This is a genomic window from Streptomyces sp. NPDC001902, assembly GCF_042891295.1.
Classification (GTDB): Bacteria; Actinomycetota; Actinomycetes; order Streptomycetales; family Streptomycetaceae; genus Actinacidiphila.
In genome coordinates this window covers 47,802-65,765 of sequence record NZ_JBIATA010000027.1, presented here as the reverse complement: position 1 = coordinate 65,765, position 17,964 = coordinate 47,802, and the positions used below count along the sequence as shown (strand labels likewise).

The window sequence follows — 17,964 nt, the reverse complement described above, 5'->3', positions numbered from 1 at the left end:
CCTTGCGGCTCCGGGGCCGCGGCTCAGTCGGGCGGGAGGAGCGTGCCCAGGGGCCCGAGGTCGAGGTTGAGGTCGGACATGGACAGGCCGTACTGCACGCACAGGCCTTCCATGCGGTCGTGGAGGATCATCAAGGTGGCGCCGAGGCGTTCCTCCTCCTCCTCGGTGAGGTCGCCCGCGTCGACGCGGTGGAGGGCCTGGCGTTCCATGAGCTGGCGGAGGAGTTCGACGAGGGTCAGGACGAGTTTCATCAGGTCACGTTCGACCGTGTCGGGGTCGGTGCTGATGCGGCGCGCGGGGCGGGGGGACGGGGTGTCGCGCGGGACGGCGGGGAGCAGGCGGAAGGCGCGGGCGGCTGCGTCGGCGACCTCGCCGAGGCGGTCCGGGGGGTGGGCGTCGCCGGGGAGCGCCGGGGGTGTCATGGGCCGGGCCCCGGGCCCCACGGGGAAGGGGTGCGTTCGCTGACGGAGACGATCAGGGCGCGCAGGGAGATGCGGACGAGGTCGATGTCGGCGATGGAGAGCACCACGTCGCCGGTGAGGACGACGCCGCCGCTCAGGAGGCGGTCGAGCAGGTCGACGAGGGCCACCTGACGCTCCGCCAGGGGTTCGGGGTTCCGTTCGGGGGTCCGGTCGGCGGCGGTCACGGCGGTACGTCCGCCACGTCCGCGTCGGGGAGGGCGGCGAACGAGTACGGGGCCCAGGGGCCGGTGACGTCGACGCGCACCCCGGGCAGTCCTTCGCCGGCGGCGAGGACGCGGGCGCGGAAGGCCTCGGCCTGCTCATCCGCGAGGAGGAAGGCGTCGTTGAGGACGTTCTCCCCCGCGTCGGCGGCGAGTTGCCCCTGCTGCACGCGGTGCCGGGCGTGCCCGGTGGCCAGTTCGCGGCCGATCGTCTCGACGCGTGCGGCGGCCTCCTCCGCCGCGCGGTAGGCCTCGTCGCGGGAGTGCCGCTGGGCGCGGCGGGCACGCAGGTAGGCGCGGCCAGGGCTGAGGTCCTCGCCGGCGCCGGCTCCGGCGGGGCCCGCGGACGCAGCCGCCGGGGCCTCCACGTAGATCTTGACCCCCCATTCGAGGTGTCCTGCGAGCCGCTCCAGGACCTGCGTGAACGCCGCGTCGTCGTCCCGCAGCACGGCCAGGACGCGTGCGTCGTCCAGGTAGACCGTGGCCAGCCGCAGGGGCAGCACGGTGGTGTGCGCCGAGAGCGCCTCGATGACGGTGTGGTGGGCGCGGGCGACGGTCTCCAGCCAGTCCAGGTCCTCCAGGTGGCGGCGGAGGGCGTCCTCCCGGAAGTCCGCGGCGGGCACCGGGCTGACGGCCGCGGCCAGCGGACCCGACGTCACGAGCCCCACCGGTGCCCCGGCGACGCCGGTCAGCGCGGCCAGGGCGCCCTCCGGAACGCCGCCGCCGCGCAGCACGGCGTACGCGTAGCTGACCCGGTCATCCATCGTCCGTCCCGGGATCGCCGCCGCGGCGGTGCGTCGCCGAGGAGGACCGCGTGCGGTGGCGGGAGGCCACGCTGCCCCGCGGCGTGTCCGTCAGCTCCCGCCCTTCCTTCAGTGCTTCGATCTCCTCGCGCAGCCTGCGGTTCTCCTGCGCGAGCGAACTCTCCCCGTGGGCCCGGGAGGACAGCGACGGATCGTGCTCCCACCAGTCGATGCCCATCTCCTTGGCCTTGTCGACGGAGGCCACCAGCAGTCGCAGCTTGATGGTGAGCAGTTCGATGTCGAGCAGGTTGATCTGGATGTCGCCGGCGATGACGATGCCCTTGTCCAGGACCCGCTCGAGGATGTCCGCCAGGTTGGCCGAGGACCCCTGCCCTTGGGCGTACTGCTGGGGAGCGGCCCTCGTGGGGTACGAGCCGAGCCGGCCCGCCGGGGAATCCGTCACTGCGTCACCTCGTCTCAGGGCGCGGGCTCACCGCGCCGGAAGGCCGCGATCTCGTCGAGCCGGTCGAGCAGTTCCTCCTCGCGGGCCTCGAAGGTCTCCTCGTCGATCCGTCCGGCGAGGAGCTCCTTCTCCAGGGCGGCGAGTTCGCGTTCGACGGGCTCGGGGTCGTAGTACTCCTGCTCCGCGGCCTCCAGTACGCGCTCGACCACCCAGCCCACCCCGCGCACCGGCGCCAGGGGGAGGGTGACGATCTGGGTGAACAGTCCCATGGGGGCCACTCCCTCTCACACGAAGCTGTACGGGGGCAGCGGTCCGAGCAGCCGGAAGTCGCACTCCTCGCCCACCTGGTTGGCGAGGCTCAGCTGCGTGGCCAGGAACATCTCCTCCTTGCTGTCGTCCACCAGGAAGGAGACGCTGAGGAAGTCCTGTCCGCCCGGCGGGGAGGCCACGTCGTCCCGGACGAAGGGGCGCAGCGCCTCGACGATGCCCGCCCCGAGGGCCTGCTGGCGGGCCTGCACCTCGTTGGCAAGCAGCTCGCCCAGCATCAGGGGGATGTCGGGGGACGCGGCTCCGCCGCGGATCTCCTCGTTCAGCCGGCGCGCCTCGTCGTTCTCCTCCAGGATCCGGCGCAGCAGGGAGTCCTCGTCCCACGAGACCTTCAGGTGGTACTCGGCGCAGCCCTGCAGGTTCTTCAGCTGCTCCCGATACTCCACCGCACGGTCCTCCAGCGCGGCCTTCACGGCCTCCTCGTCGGGTGCCGTGAAGCCGAAGCGCAGTGGCAGCACGGCACCGTCGGCCATCAGCCGTTCCTGCACCTCCTGATGGGCGAGCACGTCCCTGCGCCGGGGACGCAGGTCCTCGGGGGCCTCGCTCACGACCGCGGAGAGCTCGGCATTCGTCACCGTGCGCAACTCCTGGCCCGATCCGCCGACGGCCGTGAGGCCGTCCAGGCGCAACGGGTGGTCCTTCGCGGTGATGGAGTAGACGTAGACGGCCATGCTCATTCCCTCTCCCGCCGGGAAGCCCGCCCGGTGCTCCTGCGCCGCGACTGCCGGGGCTCCTCCTCGTACTCCGCTTCCTCCTCTTCGGGCTCTTCCTCGTACTCGTCCTCCTCCTCGTCCTCGTCGCTCCCGCCCTTCAGGGTGTCGGTCACGGCCTCGACGGCGCCGGACAGGGCACCCTTCGACTTGCCCTTGGCCCCGCCCTCGGTGATCTCACCCACGAGATCGGTGAGCTGGGTGGGCTGCTTTCGCCCGGATTCCAGGTCAAGCCGGTTGCAGGCTTCGGCGAAACGGAGATATGTGTCGACGCTCGCCACGACGATCCGGGCGTCGATCTTGAGGATCTCGATGCCCACCAGGGACACGCGGACGAAGACGTCGATGACGAGCCCCCGGTCCAGGATCAGTTCCAGGACGTCGTAGAGGCTCCCCCCGCCACCACCCCTCGACATGCCGCCCCCGCTCTGCGGCACCACGGTCATGGCGCCTCCCTTCAGCGCCTTGTGTCGGGTCAGGAGCGTCGGTCTATCTGCCCCCGCGTGTAACGGCGTGTCCGCTCGTACGCCACCAGGTCTCCTTCCTCGTCCAACGTCACGTGGTACGTGGCCATCACACTGGTCGTCTGGGGCACGCGCTCCAGTTCCAGGACCTCGACGTCCGCCTCCCAGCCGTCTTCGGTCGGTTTCACCGCGGAAACGGATTCCGGCCTGCGACCGAGGAGTTCGGAGAGTTGCTCGGACGCGGACCGCATGGCCCAGGCCGCCGAACGTTTGCGGGGCCGCCGGGACCGCTCGGCGCTCGAACGCCGTGCCGTGCCTTCGCTCCGGGTGGAGCGCGGGCCCCTTCCGGGGTCGCTCTTGTCGCTTGCGGCCATCCACATCTCCGGCTCTGGAGCGGCGCCACCCCTACAACAAAACGTACTATTTCAGCATATACACCTCACAAGGTGCGCGGCGACGGGTCGCCTCCCGCAGGGCGCAACTCCCGAAGGGAACAAGTGATGAAGGACTCGACCAGGCTCGCTCTGGCTGCCGCGGTAGCGGGCGGCTACGTTCTCGGTCGCACCAAGAAGGGGCGGCTCGCCCTCGGAATGGCGACCTTTCTCGCCGGTCGCCGCGCCGGACTCGATCCGCAACAGTTGGTGACCGAGGGTATTCACAAGCTCAAGGACCTGCCTCAGGTCGCCCAGCTCAAGGAACAGGTGGGCGGAGAACTGATGGACGCCGGGCGCAAGGCGGTCGTCGCCGTCGCGGACCGGAAGCTCGCGGATCTCGCAGGGACCTTGCACGACCGTACGGCCCGCATCGGCAGCAAGAAGGAGAAGCGCGAGGACGAGGAACCGGACGAGGAGGAAGAGGAGTACGGACCGGAGGACGAGGAGGAAGAGGAAGAACCCGAGGAAGAACCCGAGGAAGAGGAAGAGGAAGAGGAACTCGAGGACGAGGAACCCGAGGAGGAAGAAGAGGAAGAAGGGGAGGAAGAGCCGGAGGCGGAGGAGCAGGCCCCTCGGCGCCGTCGCCCGGCCAAGCGGCAGGCCCCCAGGCCGCCGGCGCGCAAGACCGCGGCCAAGAAGGCGCCCGCCAAGAGGACCCCCACCCCCGCCAAGAAGGCACAGCCGGCGAAGAAGTCCGCCGCCAAGAAGACCGCGGCGCCGGCCGGCAAGCGGGTGGCGAAGAAGACCGCAGCACCTGCGAGGAAGTCCGCCGCGAAGAAGACGGCCGCCAAGAAGGCGTCCACACGGCGGAGGTAGCCCTATCGCCATAACAGCACAGGACACCGGTGTGGCACAGGCTGCGGCCTGGATCGATCGACTGCTGACGGCTCCGTCGGCTTCGTCGGGGCCTGAATGGAGAACCTGGCCGGCGGGCGACAAGGTCTCCACCTGGACACGAGTTGATGCATCGTCCGGCACTCTGCACTGACCCACATCGTCCTCAGCCGGCATGCCCAAGGCCGCGGTCGTCGGCTCGACTTCAAGCACTTCCAGCGGTACGTGAGGACGCCCGCCGCTGACGTCCCGTCACTCCGCCCCCACCCACAGTGCCCCGGCGGGCCGTGGTCGGCACGGCCCGCCGCGCGTCGTGTCACCGCTCCAGGCGGCGGATCTCCAGGGTGTTGTCCACACGCGTCGTGGGCCGTCCGTCGGGGTCGTTCTGGACGCGCTCGTGCTCGTCGGTCAGCAGCACCTCCCACTCCTCCTCGGCAAGCTCGAGGCTCCGCAGCACCTCTTCCGGCGTCGGGAAGTGCACCTCAGGGTGCGGCTCGGTCTGCCAGGCCGGGAACCCGGAGTGCCCGACGACGAGCAGCACGCCCCCGGGTGCCACGGCCGCCGCCGCGGCGCGCAGGATGCGCTCGCGGGGCATGTCGTTCGGTGAGTGCAGGAACTGGGCGGAGACCAGGTCGTAGGTTCCCCCGGGGAACGTCTCGGACAGGTCGTGCCGTTGCCAGTCGATGATGCCGTCGGGGATGCCCTCCGCCGTCGCGTGGGCGGCGGCACGCTCCAGGGCGACGCGGGAGATGTCGACGGCGGTGACCCGCCACCCCTGCCGGGCCAGCCAGACCGCGTCGGCGCCCTCGCCACAGCCCAGGTCGAGCGCGGTACCGGGCTTCAGGCGCCCGACCTCGCGGACCAGGACGTCGTTGGCCTTGCCGCTCCAGACGCGGTCGCTCCCGGCGTACCGGGCGTCCCAGAACTCCGCCTCGGATGCGGCGCCGGTCGCGCTGGTGGTGCCGTCGGTCATGGGTGTCGTCTCCTCCGTGCCGTGGATGTGGACCTGCCCCGACCATGCGGTCCCGCGCGCTCGCCGGGCAAGTCTTCTTGCCGGTTCGGCAACACGTCCGCCGGCCGCCCACTGCCCCGGCGGCTGAGCGGCACCTATGTTGGGTGTCATGGACACCGCGTCGACTGACGACCACCCGCTGCGCCGCCTCACGCTCGACCAGCTCCGGCGCCGGACGAGCATGAAGTGGCGCACCCATCCGGAGGACGTGCTGCCCCTGTGGGTGGCGGAGATGGACGTGCCGCTGGCCGGTCCCGTGGCCCGCGCGCTAACGGAGGCGATCGCGGTCGGAGACACGGGCTATCCGGCGGGCACCGCGTACCCGGAGGCGCTGGCGGACTTCGCCCGTGAGCGGTGGGGCTGGGACGGTCTGGCCGTGGAGCGCGCCTCCATCGTGCCCGACGTGATGCTGGGTGTCGTCGAGATGCTGAAGCTCGTCACGGACCCCGGGGACCCGGTGATCGTCAACTGCCCGGTGTACCCGCCGTTCTACCAGTTCGTGACGCACATGGACCGGCGCGTGGTGGAGACCCCGTTCGGCTCCGGCCTGCGGCTGGATCTCGCGGCGCTTGAGGAGACCTTCGCCCGGTCCACGGCCGGCGGCGGCCGGGCCGCCTACCTGCTGTGCAGCCCGCACAATCCGACCGGCACGGTGCACACCGCCGAGGAGCTGTCCGCCGTGGCGGCGCTGGCCGGGTCGTACGGGGTGCGGGTCGTGGTGGACGAGATCCACGCGCCGCTGGTGACCGCCGAGGCGGCGTTCGTGCCGTACCTGAGCGTGCCCGGCGGCGAGAGCGGCCTGTCGCTGATGTCCGCTTCGAAGGCGTGGAACCTGGCCGGTCTGAAGGCGGCCCTCGCCCTGGCCGGGCCCGCCGCGGCGGACGACCTGGCGCGCATGCCGGAGGAGGTCGGTCACGGACCGAGCCACCTGGGCGTCATCGCCCACACGGCGGCGCTGCGCGACGGCGGCCCGTGGCTCGACGCCGTGCTGGACGACCTCGCGCACAACCGGCGGTTGCTCGCGGGGCTGCTGGCCGAGCACCTGCCGTCGGTCGGCTACCGGCCGGCCCCGGGCACCTACCTGGCCTGGCTGGACTGCCGGGAGCTGGGCCTGGGCGACGACCCGGCCGCCGCCTTCCTCGCCCGCGGGCGGGTCGCCCTCAGCGCGGGGCCCGACTTCGGCACGGGCGGCGACGGGCACGTACGGCTGAACCTCGCGACGACGCCCGAGGTGCTCACGGAGGCGGTGCGCCGGATGGCGAAGGCGGTCGGCTGACGGCCGCCGCGGCCGGGGTCTGAAACGTCCCTCGCCGGGTAGCCGCCCTGGCAGACCGAGGCACGTCGGACGAGGCCGCCGTCACGCCGGGCAGCGCGGTCCGGCACCGCGCGGTGCCCGGGCGCTCGCGGCGGACCCAGGGAGGCGAGGAACGTGACGGACGACTCCACGCCCGGGAACGGCGGCGGCCTGCGCGTCGTCGTCGTAGGGGCGACCGGAAACGTCGGGACGAGCCTGGTGCGGGCGCTCGGCCAGGACCCGGCGGTGGCCGAGATCGTCGGCATCGCCCGCAGGATCCCCGAGGACTGGCAGCCCGCCCGTACCTCGTGGGTGCACGCCGACCTGGGCGACGACAGGACGCGTTTGGTGGAGCACTTCCGCGGTGCCGACGCCGTCGTGCACCTGGCCTGGCTCCTGCAGCCCACCCACGACCCCGCGATCACGTGGCGCACCAACGTCCTGGGCAGCATCCGCGTCTTCGAGGCGGCCGCGGCGGCCGGTGTGCCGGCCCTGGTGCACGCCTCGTCGGTGGCGGCGTACTCGCCCGGCCCGAAGCGCTACCCGGTCGACGAGTCGTGGCCCACGCACGGCTGGCCGGGGGCCGCGTACTGCCGGGAGAAGGCGTACGTCGAGCGCTACCTCGACACCTTCGAGCGGGAGAACCCGCGGCTGCGCGTGGTGCGCATGCGGCCGGGCTTCATCTTCAAACGGGAGTCCGCGGCTCAGCAACGCAGGCTGTTCGCCGGGCCGTTCCTGCCGAACCGGCTCGTACGGCCCCGCCTGGTGCCGGTCGTCCCCGACCTGCGCGGTCTGCGCTTCCAGGCGCTGCACTCCGACGACGCGGCCGAGGCCTACCGGGCGGCGCTGCACCGTCCCGTGCGCGGCGCCTTCAACCTGGCGGCCGATCCACCGCTGGACGCGGGTGAACTCGCCACGCTGCTCGGGGCGCAGGTCGTCCGCATGCCGCGGGGCGCGGTGCGGGCGGCACTGGCCGGGGCGTGGCGGCTGCACCTGGTGCCGTCGTCGCCCGGCCTGTTCGACGCCGTCGTCAGACTGCCGCTGATGAACACCGCGCGGGCCCACCGCGAGCTGGGCTGGGAGCCCCGCCACACCGCCACGCAGGCGATCGAGGAGTTCCTCGCGGGTCTGCGCGAGGGCGCGGGCGACACCTCCACCGCCCCACTGGCACCGGGCGGGGCCGGCAGCCGGCTCCATGAGGTCGCGACCGGCGTCGGCTCACGGCCGTGACGGTCCACGGCCGCGACGGCGCGGCGGCCGCGACGCCGTCCCGTCATCGCCCTTCGTCGGCGTGCAGCCGCTCGGTGTCCTCCGGCTCGGCCTTGGGCACCGTCTCGTCCGGACTGTCGTCCGGGCCTCCGTCCGGCCGTGCCCGCGCCCGTTCGAGCTCGGCGTTGAACTCCAGCCCGAGGAGGACGGCGATGTTCGAGATCCACAACCAGACGAGGAAGACGATGATCGCCGCCAGGCTGCCGTAGAGCCGGTTGTAGTTGCTGAAGTTGGACACGTAGAAGCTGAAGAGGGCGGATGCGGCGGCCCAGATGGCCACGGCCACGATGCTGCCGGGGCTCACCCATCGGAAGCCGCCGTGCTTCGCGTTGGGCGCGGCCCAGTACAGCAGTGCGAGGACCAGGCTGAACAGCACGAGCATCACGGGCCATTTGGCGATCCCCCACACGCCGAGCGCGGCGTCGCCGACTCCCAGCACCTGACCCGTTCTGCGGGCCAGGGCTCCGGTGAGGACCACGCCGAGCGCGATGAGCGCCGTCACCACCAACAGCACCACGGGAATGACGAATCGGGCGGCCAGGGTCTTCCACACGGGCCTGCCCTCGTCGATGTCGTAGAGGGCGTTGGCGGCCCTCATGAAGGTCGCCACGTAGCCGGAGGACGACCACACGGCGACCGCGACGCCGACCGCGAGGGCGAGTCCCCCGCGGCCGGCGCCGTGCTGCAACTGCCCGAGCACACCGGTCAGCGTGTCGCGCACCGGTCCGGGCGCGAGTCCGCTCGCGTTGACGATCAGGGGCTTGACGCTGGGGCCGCCCAGCAGACCGACGACCGAGACCATGACGAGGAGGGCGGGGAAGACCGACAGGACGGCGTAGTAGGTCAGCGCCGCGGCCCAGTCGGTCAGGTGGTCCGCCCAGAACTCCTTCACCGTGCGCCGGAGCACCACGCGCCAGGACTCCTGGGGGAGCTCGGTCGGCTTGCTGACGCCGGTCTGCGGGTGGCGGGCCATGCGCGATCACTCTCCTCAGGGCACACGTCCCCCACAGGAAACAACGCAAACCGTCCCATAATGCATGAACGACGCACCGGCCCTCAGTGCTGGAGCGCGACCTTCGCCGCCACGATGACCAGGCCCAGCACCAGGTTCACGATCCCCACCGACACCACCGCCCAGCGGGAGGCGCCCACCCGGATGACGGCCGCACTGGCCCACACGACCTGCTGGACGACGGCGATGGCCAGAGCCAGCCAGGCCGCGCCCTCCAGCCCGAGCCCCAGCAGGGGGCTCACCGCGACCGCCGTCGCCGGCAGCAGCGCGGCCTGCACGATCGGCCACTCGCGGACGCACACCTGGCGGATCTCGTGCCAGGTGACCCTCCCCCCGCGCAACCGGTCGCCGACGAAGCCCGCGTAGACGTGGGCGGCCCAGAACACCAGGCCGGTGCAGATCAGCAGCAGCACCAGTTCCAGGCGCGGGTACGGCCCCGCCGAGCCAGCCCCGGCCACCACCGAGGCGGCCAGCAGCGACCCGTAGACGGCGCCCGTGTAGTTGGCGCGTCCCGTGCCGGGAGCCTCCCGGCCGGCGAGGTCCCGCGGGGCGGAGCCGGCTGTCACCCCTTCAGGATCACCGAGGCGACCCGCCCCCGCACAGCCGTGCCGGGCGGGCCACGCCCGGAACGCGACGTCCGAATCCCGCCAGCGTCCCGCCCCCGCGATGCCGCACAGTGGAGGGGTGACGAACGACGCGACCGACGAGGACAGCAGGTACGAGGCGGTGTGCAGCCGCGACGCGCGCTTCGACGGCGAGTTCTTCTTCGCGGTGACGACGACGGGGATCTACTGCCGCCCGAGTTGCCCGGCGGTCACGCCCAAGCGGCGCAACGTCCGCTTCTTCCGGACGGCGGCCGCCGCCCAGGGGGGCGGTTTCCGGGCCTGCCGGAGGTGCCGTCCGGACGCGGTGCCCGGTTCCGCGGCGTGGAACGCGCGGGCCGACGTGGTGGGCCGTGCGATGCGGCTGATCGGCGACGGCGTCGTCGACCGGGAAGGCGTCGCGGGACTGGCCGCACGGCTCGGGTACAGCGCGCGGCAGGTGCAACGGCAGCTCAACGCCGAGGTGGGGGCGGGACCGATCGCCCTCGCGCGTGCGCAGCGGGCGCACACCGCCCGGATCCTGCTGCAGACCACGGACCTGCAGGCCGCGGAGATCGCCTTCGCGGCCGGTTTCGCGAGCGTACGGCAGTTCAACGACACCGTCCGCGAGGTGTACGCGCTCACGCCGACCGCGCTGCGGCAGGCGTGCCCCGCCCGGCACGCGGCCGCCGCCGGGGTGCCGCTGCGGCTGGCCTACCGGGGGCCGTACGACACCGGGCAGGTCTTCGACTACCTGGCGGCCCGCGCGATCACCGGCGTCGAGGAGATCACGGGGACCCGCGGCCGGCGCGTCTACCGGCGCACCCTGCGACTGCCGCGCGGGCCCGCGGTCGCCGAGGTCGAGGAGGCGGCGCCCGGCAGGGGCGGTGACTGGCTCGAGTGCCGGCTGCACCTGACCGGGCTGCGCGACCTGACCACCGGGACGCAGCGGGTGCGGCGCCTGTTCGACCTGGACGCCGATCCGTACGCGGTCGCGGAACGGCTGTCCGCGGACCCGTCGATGGGGGCCCTGGCCCGCGCCCGCCCCGGGCTGCGCGCTCCCGGGGCGGCGGACCCGCACGAACTGGCGGTGCGGGCGGTGCTGGGGCAGCAGGTCTCCGTGGCGGCGGGACGCCGGCTCGGCGCGGCCCTGGTCGCCGCCCACGGTGAGCCGCTGGCGGCGCCGAGCGGTGGCCTGACGCATCTGTTCCCCGACGCGGACACCCTCGCCGGGGCGTCGCTGGAGGCGGTCGGGATGCCGCAGGCCCGGCGGGAGACGCTGCGCGGCCTGGCCCGCGCCCTCGCCGTCGGCGAGGTCGTCCTCGACCCGGGCGCGGACCGGGACGGCGCGGAGAAGGACCTGCTCGCGCTGCGCGGCATCGGACCGTGGACGGCCGGCTACGTCCGGATGCGCGCCCTGGGCGATCCCGACGTGCTGCTGGAGGGCGACGTCGCCGTGCGCGCGGGGGCCGCGCGTGCCGGTGTGCCGCTGGAGGACGCCGAGGGCTGGCGGCCGTGGCGCACCTACGCGATGCACCTGCTGTGGGGAGCCGGTTGACCGGGAGGCAGCGGGAATGCGACGTCCGAATCCCGCCGGACATCGGTGATGAACCACCGCAGAATCGCAGATGTCACTGAAAGTGCGAGGAAAGGGAAAGACCGATGACGGTCTACACGACGCTCGACAGCCCGCTGGGCGAACTGCTGCTGGTCGGCGAGGAGTCGCCCACCGCGAACGGCGGCACCGCGCTCTCCTCGCTGTCCGTGCCGGACCAGAAGGGTGGCGTCCTCGCGGCGGACCTGGTGGACGGCGCGCGTGCCGACGACGCCGCGTTCACCGAGATCGCCCGCCAGCTGCGGGCGTACTTCGCCGGCGAACTGACCGACTTCGAGATCGAGTTCACCACCGCCGGCACCGCCTTCCAGCAGCAGGTGTGGAAGGCCCTGGAGACCATCGGCTACGGCACCACGCTGACCTACGCGGACGTCGCCGACGCGATGGGCATCCCCCGGACCTCGTCGCGCGCGGTCGGCACCGCGATCGGCCGCAATCCGCTGCTCGTCGTCCGTCCCTGCCACCGCGTGCTCGGCGCCAAGGGCGCGATCACCGGCTACGCGGGCGGGGTGGAGCGCAAGCGGCTGCTGCTGGACCTCGAGGCCGGACGCGGTACGGCGTGAGGACGACGGCCATGACCACCACCGCCGCACCGCCCACGACACCCCTGCCCGAGCGGGTCGACGCCATGGACTGGCTCGCGCTCGCCGCCGGACTCGACGCCCACGGGAGCGCCCTGACGGCCCGTCCGGTCCTCTCCCCCGCAGAGTGCCGGGCCGTCGCCGCGCTCTACGACGAGACCGGGCGGTTCCGCTCGACCGTCGACATGGCACGGCACCGCTTCGGCTCGGGCCAGTACCGCTACTTCGCGTACCCCGTCCCGGAGCCGGTGCGGGCCTTGAGGGCGGCCTTCTACCCGCGGCTGCTGCCGATCGCCCGCGACTGGGCGGCCCGGCTCGGGCAGCCCGCGCCCTGGCCGGACACCCTCGACGCGCGGCTGGCCGTGTGCCACGCCGCCGGCCAGACGCGGCCGACCCCGATCCTGCTGCGCTACGGCGCGGGCGACTGGAACGCGCTCCACCGCGACCTGTACGGGGACCTCGTCTTCCGGCTCCAGGTCGTGATCGGGCTCGACGCCCCCGGCGAGGACTACACCGGCGGCGAGTTCCTGATGACGGAGCAGCGGCCGCGGGCACAGACCCGGGGCTCGTCCACCACCCTCCCCCAGGGCCACGCGCTGGTCTTCACCACCCGTGACCGGCCCGTACGCTCGGCCCGCGGCTGGTCCGCCGGCCCGATGCGGCACGGGGTGAGCACCGTACGCGCCGGCCGCCGCCACACCCTGGGCCTGGTCTTCCACGACGCGGCGTGACCACGTACGTGCTGACCGGCCCGGACGGGCTGCCGTACCGCAGCGCTGTCCCGGGGACGCTCAGCGGGCTCCGGCGCGGCCGGCTGTACGGCCGCCTCGACTGCCCGGCCGCCCTGCGAGCGACCGCCCGCGGCGGATACGTGCGGGAGCGGGTGTTCTTCGCGGACGAGGCGACGGCGGTCGCCGCGGGCCACCGGCCCTGCGCCCGCTGCCTGCCCGGACGGTACCGACAATGGAAGGCGACACCGACGGAGCGGAACGCCATGACCTACCCCGATGCACCCGCCTCGGCACCGGCCTCCCCGCTGGTCACGCCCGAGGGGCTCGCCGTGCTCGACGGCGTGCCGGTGCCGCGGCCGCACACCGGCTCGGAGCTCACCGCCCTGCTCGGCCTGCTCGGTGACGCCCGCCCCCGCCCGTGCGCCGTCGCCGTCGGTCACAGCCGGGACGCCGCCTCCCGTACCGCCGCAGGGGCCTTCGCCGCGGCGTGGCGCGCGTCGGGCGGCACCGTGGTGACCGTCGTGGACTGGCCCGAACGGGCCGCGTCCTGGTTGCGGGCCGCCGGGCGGCTGACCGCGCCGGCGCCGGACGCCTGGGTGGTGGCCGCGGCGCCCGCCGGGTGGGCGCAGCTGGCCCGGCGTCTGCGGCACAGCACACCGTGGGACCCGGCCCGTACCTACGGCTTCGCCTCCCTCGGCGACGCGCGCGTGGTGGCCGCCGCGGGCGCGGAGACCCTCCAGGGCCTGCGCGGCGCGGCCGCCGACGGCGGGACCTGGCGCGTGGACCGGGGCTGGGTGACCGCGGCCGCCCCGGGGACGGGCGGCGCCCGGTGAGCGCGCTCATCCCGCGCCCCCGGCTGCAGGTGGCACCGGGCGCGGTGCACGTGCCGGGCTGGCTCACCCTGGACCAGCAGCGGGAGCTGGTCGTCGCGTGCCGTGCCTGGGCCATGGGCCCGGTCCCGATCCGGCACACCCGCCTCCCCCGCGGCGGGGTGATGTCGGTGCGCACGGTGTGCATCGGCTGGCACTGGCAGCCCTACCGCTACACCCGTACCGCGGACGACGTGAACGGCGCCCGGGTGGCCCCCTTCCCCGACTGGCTGGTGGACCTCGGCCGCCGCGCCCTGGTCGAGGCGTACGAGGACCCCGCGGCGGGTGACGGCTACACCCCGGACACCGCGCTGATCAACTTCTACGACGGCGACGCCAAGCTCGGCATGCACCAGGACAAGGACGAGCGCAGCGCCGCCCCCGTCGTATCGCTGACCATCGGCGACACCTGTGTGTTCCGCTTCGGCAACACCGAGAACCGCAACCGCCCCTACACGGACCTGGAGCTGGCCTCCGGCGACCTGTTCGTCTTCGGCGGCCCGTCCCGCTTCGCCTACCACGCCGTGCCGAAGGTCCACCCGGGCACGGGTGACCCGGCCACCGGTCTCGCCTCCGGCCGGCTGAACATCACGATGCGGGTCACGGGACTGGACGACGGGACGCAGGGGCGGGCGCGGCGGCGGTGACGGCGTCCGCGGGGCCCGGGCGCAGGCCCGGGGCCAGCGCCAAGGTGACGGCGACGGAGACCGCGGCCATGACCGTCATCGCGGTGGCCGGGGAGGTGTGCTGGGCGACCGCACCGGCGAGCGCGGCGCCGAGGCCCTGGCAGGCGAGCATGCCCGAGGAGTGCAGTCCGAGGGCGTGACCGCTCAGTTCGTCCGGGGTGAGGGCCATCAGACGCTCCTGCAGCAGCAGGCTCGCCGCGTAGCCGACGGAGGCGACGGCGACGACGGCCGCCGCCAGGGGCAGGCCCGGGTGCAGCGCGAAGAGCAGGTAGGGGGCCGCGAGCAGCAGTCGCAGCGCGGCGCCCGCACGTTCGCGCCACCACGGCGGGACGAACCGGCCGGCCGTCGTGTCGCCGGCGAGCATGCCGCAGGCCGCGGCGGCCAGCAGCAGCCCGGCGTGGTCGGGCGCGTAGGGCACGAAGAGCGACTCGCAGCCGACGATCAGGCCGTTGGGCACCCAGAGCGCGAGGTACACGTAGCGGCGGGGCCGGGCGGACCACAGCAGTACGTTGGTCCGCCAGGTCTCGGCCGCCGAGGGGCGGCCGCCCGCGCGCGGGGGCCTGGGGCGCAGTCCGGTCAGGGCGGCGGCCGCGGCCGCGAGGTAGAGCGCCGCGCCGGCGAGCAAGACCCCGCGGGGGGAGAGTGCGGCCAGCAGCAGGCCGCCGGCGGCGAAGCCGCAGATCTGCATGGTGCCGGTCGCCATGTTCAGCACGGAACGGCCCAGCAGGAAGCCGCCCTTGGGCAGGATCTCGTGGAGCAGTCCGTAGCGCACTCCGCCGCCCAGTGACGCCACCAGGCCCTCGACGGGCAGGATGACGAAGACGGCCCACATCGGCAGACCTGGGACGGCCAGAACGGCGGTGCCCAGGGCGAAGAACAGGGCGACCGCCGTGAGCGCGGCACGCGGCGGCAGCCGGTCGGCCGCCGACAGCAGCGTCGTCGCGCCCACCACCTGCGCGAGGGACGGGCCGAACATGGCGACGGCGGACAGCAGCGGCGAGCCCGTGGCGTCGTAGACCAGGGTGCTCAGGGCCAGCCCGCTCACCGTCTGCGCCGCGACCTGTCCGGTGGAGACCACGAACAACGGGGTGAACTCCCGTGTGCGGAAGAGTTCTTGGTAAGTGCGCATGGACCTGAGTCTCGGCGGCGGCGCACAGGGCGGTTAATGTTTCGCGCAGACGCGAAAGGTGAGGAGGGCGGCGCATGGGCTGGTGGCTGGTCGACGCGGAGACGCTGGTGGCGAGCCGTTTCGTCGTCTCCCCACTGGCCGAGACCATCGCGGCCCTGAAGCTGCTCGACCGGGGCACGGCCGCGCACCCCGGGGAGCGCGCCTGGCTCGACGTTCATTTGGCGGCGTACCGCGAGCGGCTGGCCGCCGACCCGGTGACCGGGCTGCTGGTGCGCGCCGCCCTGGGGCGCACCTGGAACGCGGACTTCCTGACGCCCACGCCCAGCGGCGAGGGCAGTCCGGGATTCGAGGAGGAGCTGAGGCGGATCCGGGAGACCTCGCCGGAGGCCGCCCGTGAGCATCTGGCGGTGTCGCTGGGCGGACCGCTCCCCGAACGGCTGCGCCGCGCGGACCTGCCGGAGCGTGCGGCGGACGTCGTCGCCTGGGTGTGGACGCACACGGTGCTGCCGGACTGGCCGCGCCGCCGGCGGGTCATCGAGGCCGACATCGTGGCGCGTACCGCCCAGTTGGGCCGCGGCGGCTGGGCGGAGGCGCTGGACGACATGCGCCGGGGGATGCGCTGGCTCGGTGAAGGCCGGTTGCAGATCAACACGCGGGAGTACCCGCCGCGCGACCTGTCGGGCGCCCGGCTGATGTTCGTGCCCGTCACCCCGCGCACCGGGTGGGTGTCCTGGGACGAGCACGTACGGTACGCGGTGGTGTACCCGTGCTCGGGGGCGCTGGCCGAGGCGGGGCGGCAGCGGGTCCCCGAGGCGCTGGGCGCGCTGCTCGGTCCGGCGCGGGCCGCGGTCCTGGTGCTGCTCGCGACGCCGATGAGCACGACGCAGCTGGTGGCCCTGACCGGTCAGGGACTGGGCTCGGTGGGGCGTCATCTGAGAGTGCTGCTCGACGCCCGTCTGGTGCGGCGGCGGCGCGCGGGGCGTTCCGTGCTCTACTACCGGACGGAGACCGGCGACGCCCTGGTCGCGGCCCAGCAGGACGGCTGAGGGAAGGAGCACCGGGCATGGTCCACAGACCCGTGCCGTTCGACGAGCTCGACCGCAAGATCGTCGCGGCCCTGATCCTGAACGCCAGGACGAGCTTCGCGGAGATCGGCGCGGACATCGGCCTGTCGGCGACGGCCGTCAAGCGGCGGGTGGACCGGCTGCGCGAGTCCGGGATCATCACGGGTTTCACCGCCACCGTCCGGCCCGCCGCGCTGGGCTGGCGCACGGAGGCGTACGTGGAGGTGTACTGCGAGGGCGCGGCGCCGCCCCGGCGGCTGGCCGAGGTGGTCAGGAACCACCCGGAGATCACGGCGGCCACGACGGTGACGGGCGGCGCGGACGCCCTGCTGCACGTCCGGGCCACCGACGTCGAGCACTTCGAGGAGGTCCTGGAGCGGATCAGGACCGAGCCCTTCATCCGGAAGACGATCAGCTACATGGTGCTGTCGCACCTGCTGCCGGAGAGCCCGGAGGCGGGGGCGGGGCGGTCCGCCGCGGAAAGCGCAACGGACCTGCGCTGACGGGCCCTTCGACGCAGCATCGCTGCGCCTGTGCGCAGCGTCCCGATCTTGTCGCCCGCGGGCTGCGCTTCCTACCGTTGAGCCATCCCCTGGCCGTCCCGCAGGAAGCGGAGGAGTTCGCCGTGCCCGAGAACCGTGTGGCCCGCCCCCGGCGTTACCTGGTCTGCCCGCCCGACCACTTCGACGTGCGCTACGCGATCAACCCCTGGATGCGGGAGGGCGTGCGGGTCGACACCGCGCTCGCCCGGGAGCAGTGGGCCGCGCTGGTGCGGGCCTACCGGGAGCACGGCCACACGGTGGAGTGCGTCGGGCCGGTCGCGGGGCTGCCCGACATGGTGTTCGCCGCCAACTCGGCGCTGGTGGTGGAGGGGCGGGTGTTCGGCTCCTCCTTCCACGCGCCCGAGCGGCGCCCGGAGGCCGACGAGTACGCGGCCTGGTTCAAGGCGGCGGGTTTCGAGGTGCACCGCCCGGAGTCGGTCTGCGAGGGCGAGGGCGACCTGGTGCCGGTCGGCGGGTTCGTCCTGGCGGGTACGGGCTTCCGCACGGTCCGGGCGGCGCACCACGAGGTGCAGGAGTTCTTCGGCGTGCCGACGATCGGCCTGCAGTTGACGGACCCGCGCTTCTACCACCTGGACACCGCGCTGTTCGTCCTGGACGACGGGGCGGGCGGCGGCGAGGCGAACATCGCGTACTACCCGGAGGCCTTCTCCCCGGGCAGCCGTGAGGTGCTGCGCCGGATGTTCCCGGACGCGGTCGTCGCCACCGCGGACGACGCGCTGGCGTTCGGCCTCAACTCGGTGTCGGACGGGCGGCACGTGTTCGTGGCGCCCGCGGCGGCGGGGCTGGTCGAGCAGCTCGCCGGGCGGGGCTACGTGCCCGTCCCCGTCGACCTCACGGAGTTCCACAAGGCCGGCGGGGGCATCAAGTGCTGCACGCAGGAGCTCCGCCCGGCGGTCTGACG

23 protein-coding genes are annotated in these 17,964 nt (G+C 73.6%); 11 read left to right on the top strand and 12 right to left on the bottom strand.

The genetic code is table 11. From position 1 onward, the window contains the following. Window positions 1-23: 23 nt before the first annotated feature. Genes ACFYYN_RS33890 through ACFYYN_RS33855 form a run of 8 tightly spaced genes read right to left on the bottom strand, consistent with a single transcriptional unit; the run spans window position 24 to window position 3,763 of the window. Window positions 24-422 (bottom strand): gas vesicle protein K, encoded by a 399-nt coding sequence (locus tag ACFYYN_RS33890; protein ID WP_500329579.1) that lies wholly within the window; start codon window positions 420-422, stop codon window positions 24-26. Beyond that, a complete protein-coding gene (locus ACFYYN_RS33885; RefSeq protein WP_500548761.1) occupies window positions 419-646 on the bottom strand; it encodes a gas vesicle protein in 228 nt (75 codons plus the stop codon). Before ACFYYN_RS33885 ends, ACFYYN_RS33890 begins: the two co-directional genes overlap by 4 nt. Next, on the bottom strand, window positions 643-1,446 hold the full coding sequence (locus ACFYYN_RS33880; RefSeq protein ID WP_500548760.1) for a GvpL/GvpF family gas vesicle protein: 804 nt from the start codon (window positions 1,444-1,446) through the stop codon (window positions 643-645). The genes ACFYYN_RS33885 and ACFYYN_RS33880 overlap by 4 nt, the downstream gene beginning before the upstream one ends. Beyond that, complete coding sequence (locus ACFYYN_RS33875) at window positions 1,439-1,888, bottom strand: gas vesicle protein (RefSeq protein ID WP_500329584.1); 450 nt, start codon at window positions 1,886-1,888, stop codon at window positions 1,439-1,441. Before ACFYYN_RS33875 ends, ACFYYN_RS33880 begins: the two co-directional genes overlap by 8 nt. A 14-nt stretch (window positions 1,889-1,902) precedes the next feature. Continuing rightward, complete coding sequence (locus ACFYYN_RS33870) at window positions 1,903-2,157, bottom strand: gas vesicle protein GvpG (protein ID WP_018559348.1); 255 nt, start codon at window positions 2,155-2,157, stop codon at window positions 1,903-1,905. Between the two features lie 15 nt (window positions 2,158-2,172). After that, window positions 2,173-2,886 carry a GvpL/GvpF family gas vesicle protein gene (locus ACFYYN_RS33865; protein ID WP_500329731.1) on the bottom strand — a complete coding sequence of 238 codons (714 nt, stop codon included), beginning with the start codon at window positions 2,884-2,886 and terminating at the stop codon, window positions 2,173-2,175. Between the two features lie 2 nt (window positions 2,887-2,888). After that, the gene (locus ACFYYN_RS33860) at window positions 2,889-3,371 is read right to left on the bottom strand and encodes a gas vesicle structural protein GvpA (RefSeq protein ID WP_500548759.1); all 483 of its coding nucleotides are present in this window, start codon (window positions 3,369-3,371) and stop codon (window positions 2,889-2,891) included. A gap of 29 nt (window positions 3,372-3,400) precedes the next feature. After that, a complete protein-coding gene (locus tag ACFYYN_RS33855) occupies window positions 3,401-3,763 on the bottom strand; it encodes a gas vesicle protein GvpO (RefSeq protein ID WP_499509491.1) in 363 nt (120 codons plus the stop codon). A 126-nt stretch (window positions 3,764-3,889) separates the two neighbouring features. Here ACFYYN_RS33855 and ACFYYN_RS33850 point away from each other — a divergent pair, with 126 nt between their 5' ends. Then, a complete protein-coding gene (locus ACFYYN_RS33850) occupies window positions 3,890-4,639 on the top strand; it encodes a histone protein (RefSeq protein WP_500548758.1) in 750 nt (249 codons plus the stop codon). A gap of 334 nt (window positions 4,640-4,973) precedes the next feature. Here ACFYYN_RS33850 and ACFYYN_RS33845 read toward each other — a convergent pair whose 3' ends face one another. Beyond that, window positions 4,974-5,630, bottom strand: a complete 657-nt coding sequence (locus ACFYYN_RS33845) for a class I SAM-dependent methyltransferase (RefSeq protein ID WP_500548757.1) — start codon at window positions 5,628-5,630, stop codon at window positions 4,974-4,976. A gap of 148 nt (window positions 5,631-5,778) precedes the next feature. On the opposite strand from ACFYYN_RS33845, the gene ACFYYN_RS33840 reads away from it, so the two are divergent. Both ACFYYN_RS33840 and ACFYYN_RS33835 read left to right on the top strand, forming a co-directional pair. Then, window positions 5,779-6,945 (top strand): MalY/PatB family protein, encoded by a 1,167-nt coding sequence (locus ACFYYN_RS33840; RefSeq protein WP_500548756.1) that lies wholly within the window; start codon window positions 5,779-5,781, stop codon window positions 6,943-6,945. 153 nt (window positions 6,946-7,098) lie between these two features. Continuing rightward, window positions 7,099-8,193 carry an NAD-dependent epimerase/dehydratase family protein gene (locus ACFYYN_RS33835; RefSeq protein WP_500548755.1) on the top strand — a complete coding sequence of 365 codons (1,095 nt, stop codon included), beginning with the start codon at window positions 7,099-7,101 and terminating at the stop codon, window positions 8,191-8,193. Window positions 8,194-8,236: 43 nt separating this feature from the next. Here ACFYYN_RS33835 and ACFYYN_RS33830 read toward each other — a convergent pair whose 3' ends face one another. Together ACFYYN_RS33830 and ACFYYN_RS33825 are read right to left on the bottom strand one after the other, a co-directional pair. Beyond that, window positions 8,237-9,205 carry a YihY/virulence factor BrkB family protein gene (locus ACFYYN_RS33830; protein ID WP_500548754.1) on the bottom strand — a complete coding sequence of 323 codons (969 nt, stop codon included), beginning with the start codon at window positions 9,203-9,205 and terminating at the stop codon, window positions 8,237-8,239. An 83-nt stretch (window positions 9,206-9,288) separates the two neighbouring features. Further along, entirely contained in the window at window positions 9,289-9,810 is a 522-nt protein-coding gene (locus ACFYYN_RS33825; RefSeq protein ID WP_500359299.1) for a hypothetical protein, read from the bottom strand. 100 nt (window positions 9,811-9,910) lie between these two features. Between ACFYYN_RS33825 and ACFYYN_RS33820 the strand changes: the two genes are divergently transcribed. From ACFYYN_RS33820 to ACFYYN_RS33800, 5 genes are all read left to right on the top strand, one after another. Then, a complete protein-coding gene (locus ACFYYN_RS33820) occupies window positions 9,911-11,383 on the top strand; it encodes an AlkA N-terminal domain-containing protein (protein WP_500548753.1) in 1,473 nt (490 codons plus the stop codon). Between the two features lie 104 nt (window positions 11,384-11,487). Continuing rightward, entirely contained in the window at window positions 11,488-12,003 is a 516-nt protein-coding gene (locus ACFYYN_RS33815; protein WP_500548752.1) for a methylated-DNA--[protein]-cysteine S-methyltransferase, read from the top strand. Between the two features lie 11 nt (window positions 12,004-12,014). Beyond that, window positions 12,015-12,752, top strand: coding sequence for a 2OG-Fe(II) oxygenase (locus tag ACFYYN_RS33810; protein ID WP_500548751.1), 738 nt, complete (start codon window positions 12,015-12,017; stop codon window positions 12,750-12,752). After that, complete coding sequence (locus ACFYYN_RS33805; RefSeq protein WP_500548750.1) at window positions 12,749-13,585, top strand: hypothetical protein; 837 nt, start codon at window positions 12,749-12,751, stop codon at window positions 13,583-13,585. The genes ACFYYN_RS33810 and ACFYYN_RS33805 overlap by 4 nt, the downstream gene beginning before the upstream one ends. Then, on the top strand, window positions 13,582-14,268 hold the full coding sequence (locus ACFYYN_RS33800; RefSeq protein ID WP_500329607.1) for an alpha-ketoglutarate-dependent dioxygenase AlkB family protein: 687 nt from the start codon (window positions 13,582-13,584) through the stop codon (window positions 14,266-14,268). The genes ACFYYN_RS33805 and ACFYYN_RS33800 overlap by 4 nt, the downstream gene beginning before the upstream one ends. Here ACFYYN_RS33800 and ACFYYN_RS33795 read toward each other — a convergent pair. Next, entirely contained in the window at window positions 14,222-15,436 is a 1,215-nt protein-coding gene (locus tag ACFYYN_RS33795) for an MFS transporter (RefSeq protein WP_500548749.1), read from the bottom strand. The genes ACFYYN_RS33800 and ACFYYN_RS33795 overlap by 47 nt on opposite strands. A gap of 74 nt (window positions 15,437-15,510) precedes the next feature. On the opposite strand from ACFYYN_RS33795, the gene ACFYYN_RS33790 reads away from it, so the two are divergent. The 3 genes from ACFYYN_RS33790 to ddaH all read left to right on the top strand — a co-directional run bounded on the left by ACFYYN_RS33790 (window position 15,511) and on the right by ddaH (window position 17,962). Further along, window positions 15,511-16,482 carry a transcriptional regulator gene (locus tag ACFYYN_RS33790; protein ID WP_500548748.1) on the top strand — a complete coding sequence of 324 codons (972 nt, stop codon included), beginning with the start codon at window positions 15,511-15,513 and terminating at the stop codon, window positions 16,480-16,482. 17 nt (window positions 16,483-16,499) lie between these two features. Beyond that, window positions 16,500-17,003, top strand: a complete 504-nt coding sequence (locus ACFYYN_RS33785; RefSeq protein ID WP_500548747.1) for an Lrp/AsnC family transcriptional regulator — start codon at window positions 16,500-16,502, stop codon at window positions 17,001-17,003. 122 nt (window positions 17,004-17,125) lie between these two features. Then, window positions 17,126-17,962: a dimethylargininase gene (ddaH, locus tag ACFYYN_RS33780; RefSeq protein WP_500548746.1), complete on the top strand. Its 837-nt coding sequence runs from the start codon at window positions 17,126-17,128 to the stop codon at window positions 17,960-17,962. Window positions 17,963-17,964 lie beyond the last annotated feature (2 nt).

Excerpts from the sequence above, each read along its gene's own strand:
- ACFYYN_RS33890 (WP_500329579.1), bottom strand. The coding sequence starts at position 422 with ATGACACCCCCGGCGCTCCCCGGCGACGCCCACCCCCCGGACCGCCTC.
- ACFYYN_RS33880 (WP_500548760.1), bottom strand. The coding sequence starts at position 1,446 with ATGGATGACCGGGTCAGCTACGCGTACGCCGTGCTGCGCGGCGGCGGC.
- ACFYYN_RS33870 (WP_018559348.1), bottom strand. The coding sequence starts at position 2,157 with ATGGGACTGTTCACCCAGATCGTCACCCTCCCCCTGGCGCCGGTGCGC.
- ACFYYN_RS33865 (WP_500329731.1), bottom strand. The coding sequence starts at position 2,886 with ATGGCCGTCTACGTCTACTCCATCACCGCGAAGGACCACCCGTTGCGC.
- ACFYYN_RS33860 (WP_500548759.1), bottom strand. The coding sequence starts at position 3,371 with ATGACCGTGGTGCCGCAGAGCGGGGGCGGCATGTCGAGGGGTGGTGGC.
- ACFYYN_RS33855 (WP_499509491.1), bottom strand. The coding sequence starts at position 3,763 with ATGGCCGCAAGCGACAAGAGCGACCCCGGAAGGGGCCCGCGCTCCACC.
- ACFYYN_RS33850 (WP_500548758.1), top strand. The coding sequence starts at position 3,890 with ATGAAGGACTCGACCAGGCTCGCTCTGGCTGCCGCGGTAGCGGGCGGC.
- ACFYYN_RS33845 (WP_500548757.1), bottom strand. The coding sequence starts at position 5,630 with ATGACCGACGGCACCACCAGCGCGACCGGCGCCGCATCCGAGGCGGAG.
- ACFYYN_RS33840 (WP_500548756.1), top strand. The coding sequence starts at position 5,779 with ATGGACACCGCGTCGACTGACGACCACCCGCTGCGCCGCCTCACGCTC.
- ACFYYN_RS33830 (WP_500548754.1), bottom strand. The coding sequence starts at position 9,205 with ATGGCCCGCCACCCGCAGACCGGCGTCAGCAAGCCGACCGAGCTCCCC.
- ACFYYN_RS33820 (WP_500548753.1), top strand. The coding sequence starts at position 9,911 with ATGCCGCACAGTGGAGGGGTGACGAACGACGCGACCGACGAGGACAGC.
- ACFYYN_RS33815 (WP_500548752.1), top strand. The coding sequence starts at position 11,488 with ATGACGGTCTACACGACGCTCGACAGCCCGCTGGGCGAACTGCTGCTG.
- ACFYYN_RS33810 (WP_500548751.1), top strand. The coding sequence starts at position 12,015 with ATGACCACCACCGCCGCACCGCCCACGACACCCCTGCCCGAGCGGGTC.
- ACFYYN_RS33795 (WP_500548749.1), bottom strand. The coding sequence starts at position 15,436 with ATGCGCACTTACCAAGAACTCTTCCGCACACGGGAGTTCACCCCGTTG.
- ACFYYN_RS33790 (WP_500548748.1), top strand. The coding sequence starts at position 15,511 with ATGGGCTGGTGGCTGGTCGACGCGGAGACGCTGGTGGCGAGCCGTTTC.
- ACFYYN_RS33785 (WP_500548747.1), top strand. The coding sequence starts at position 16,500 with ATGGTCCACAGACCCGTGCCGTTCGACGAGCTCGACCGCAAGATCGTC.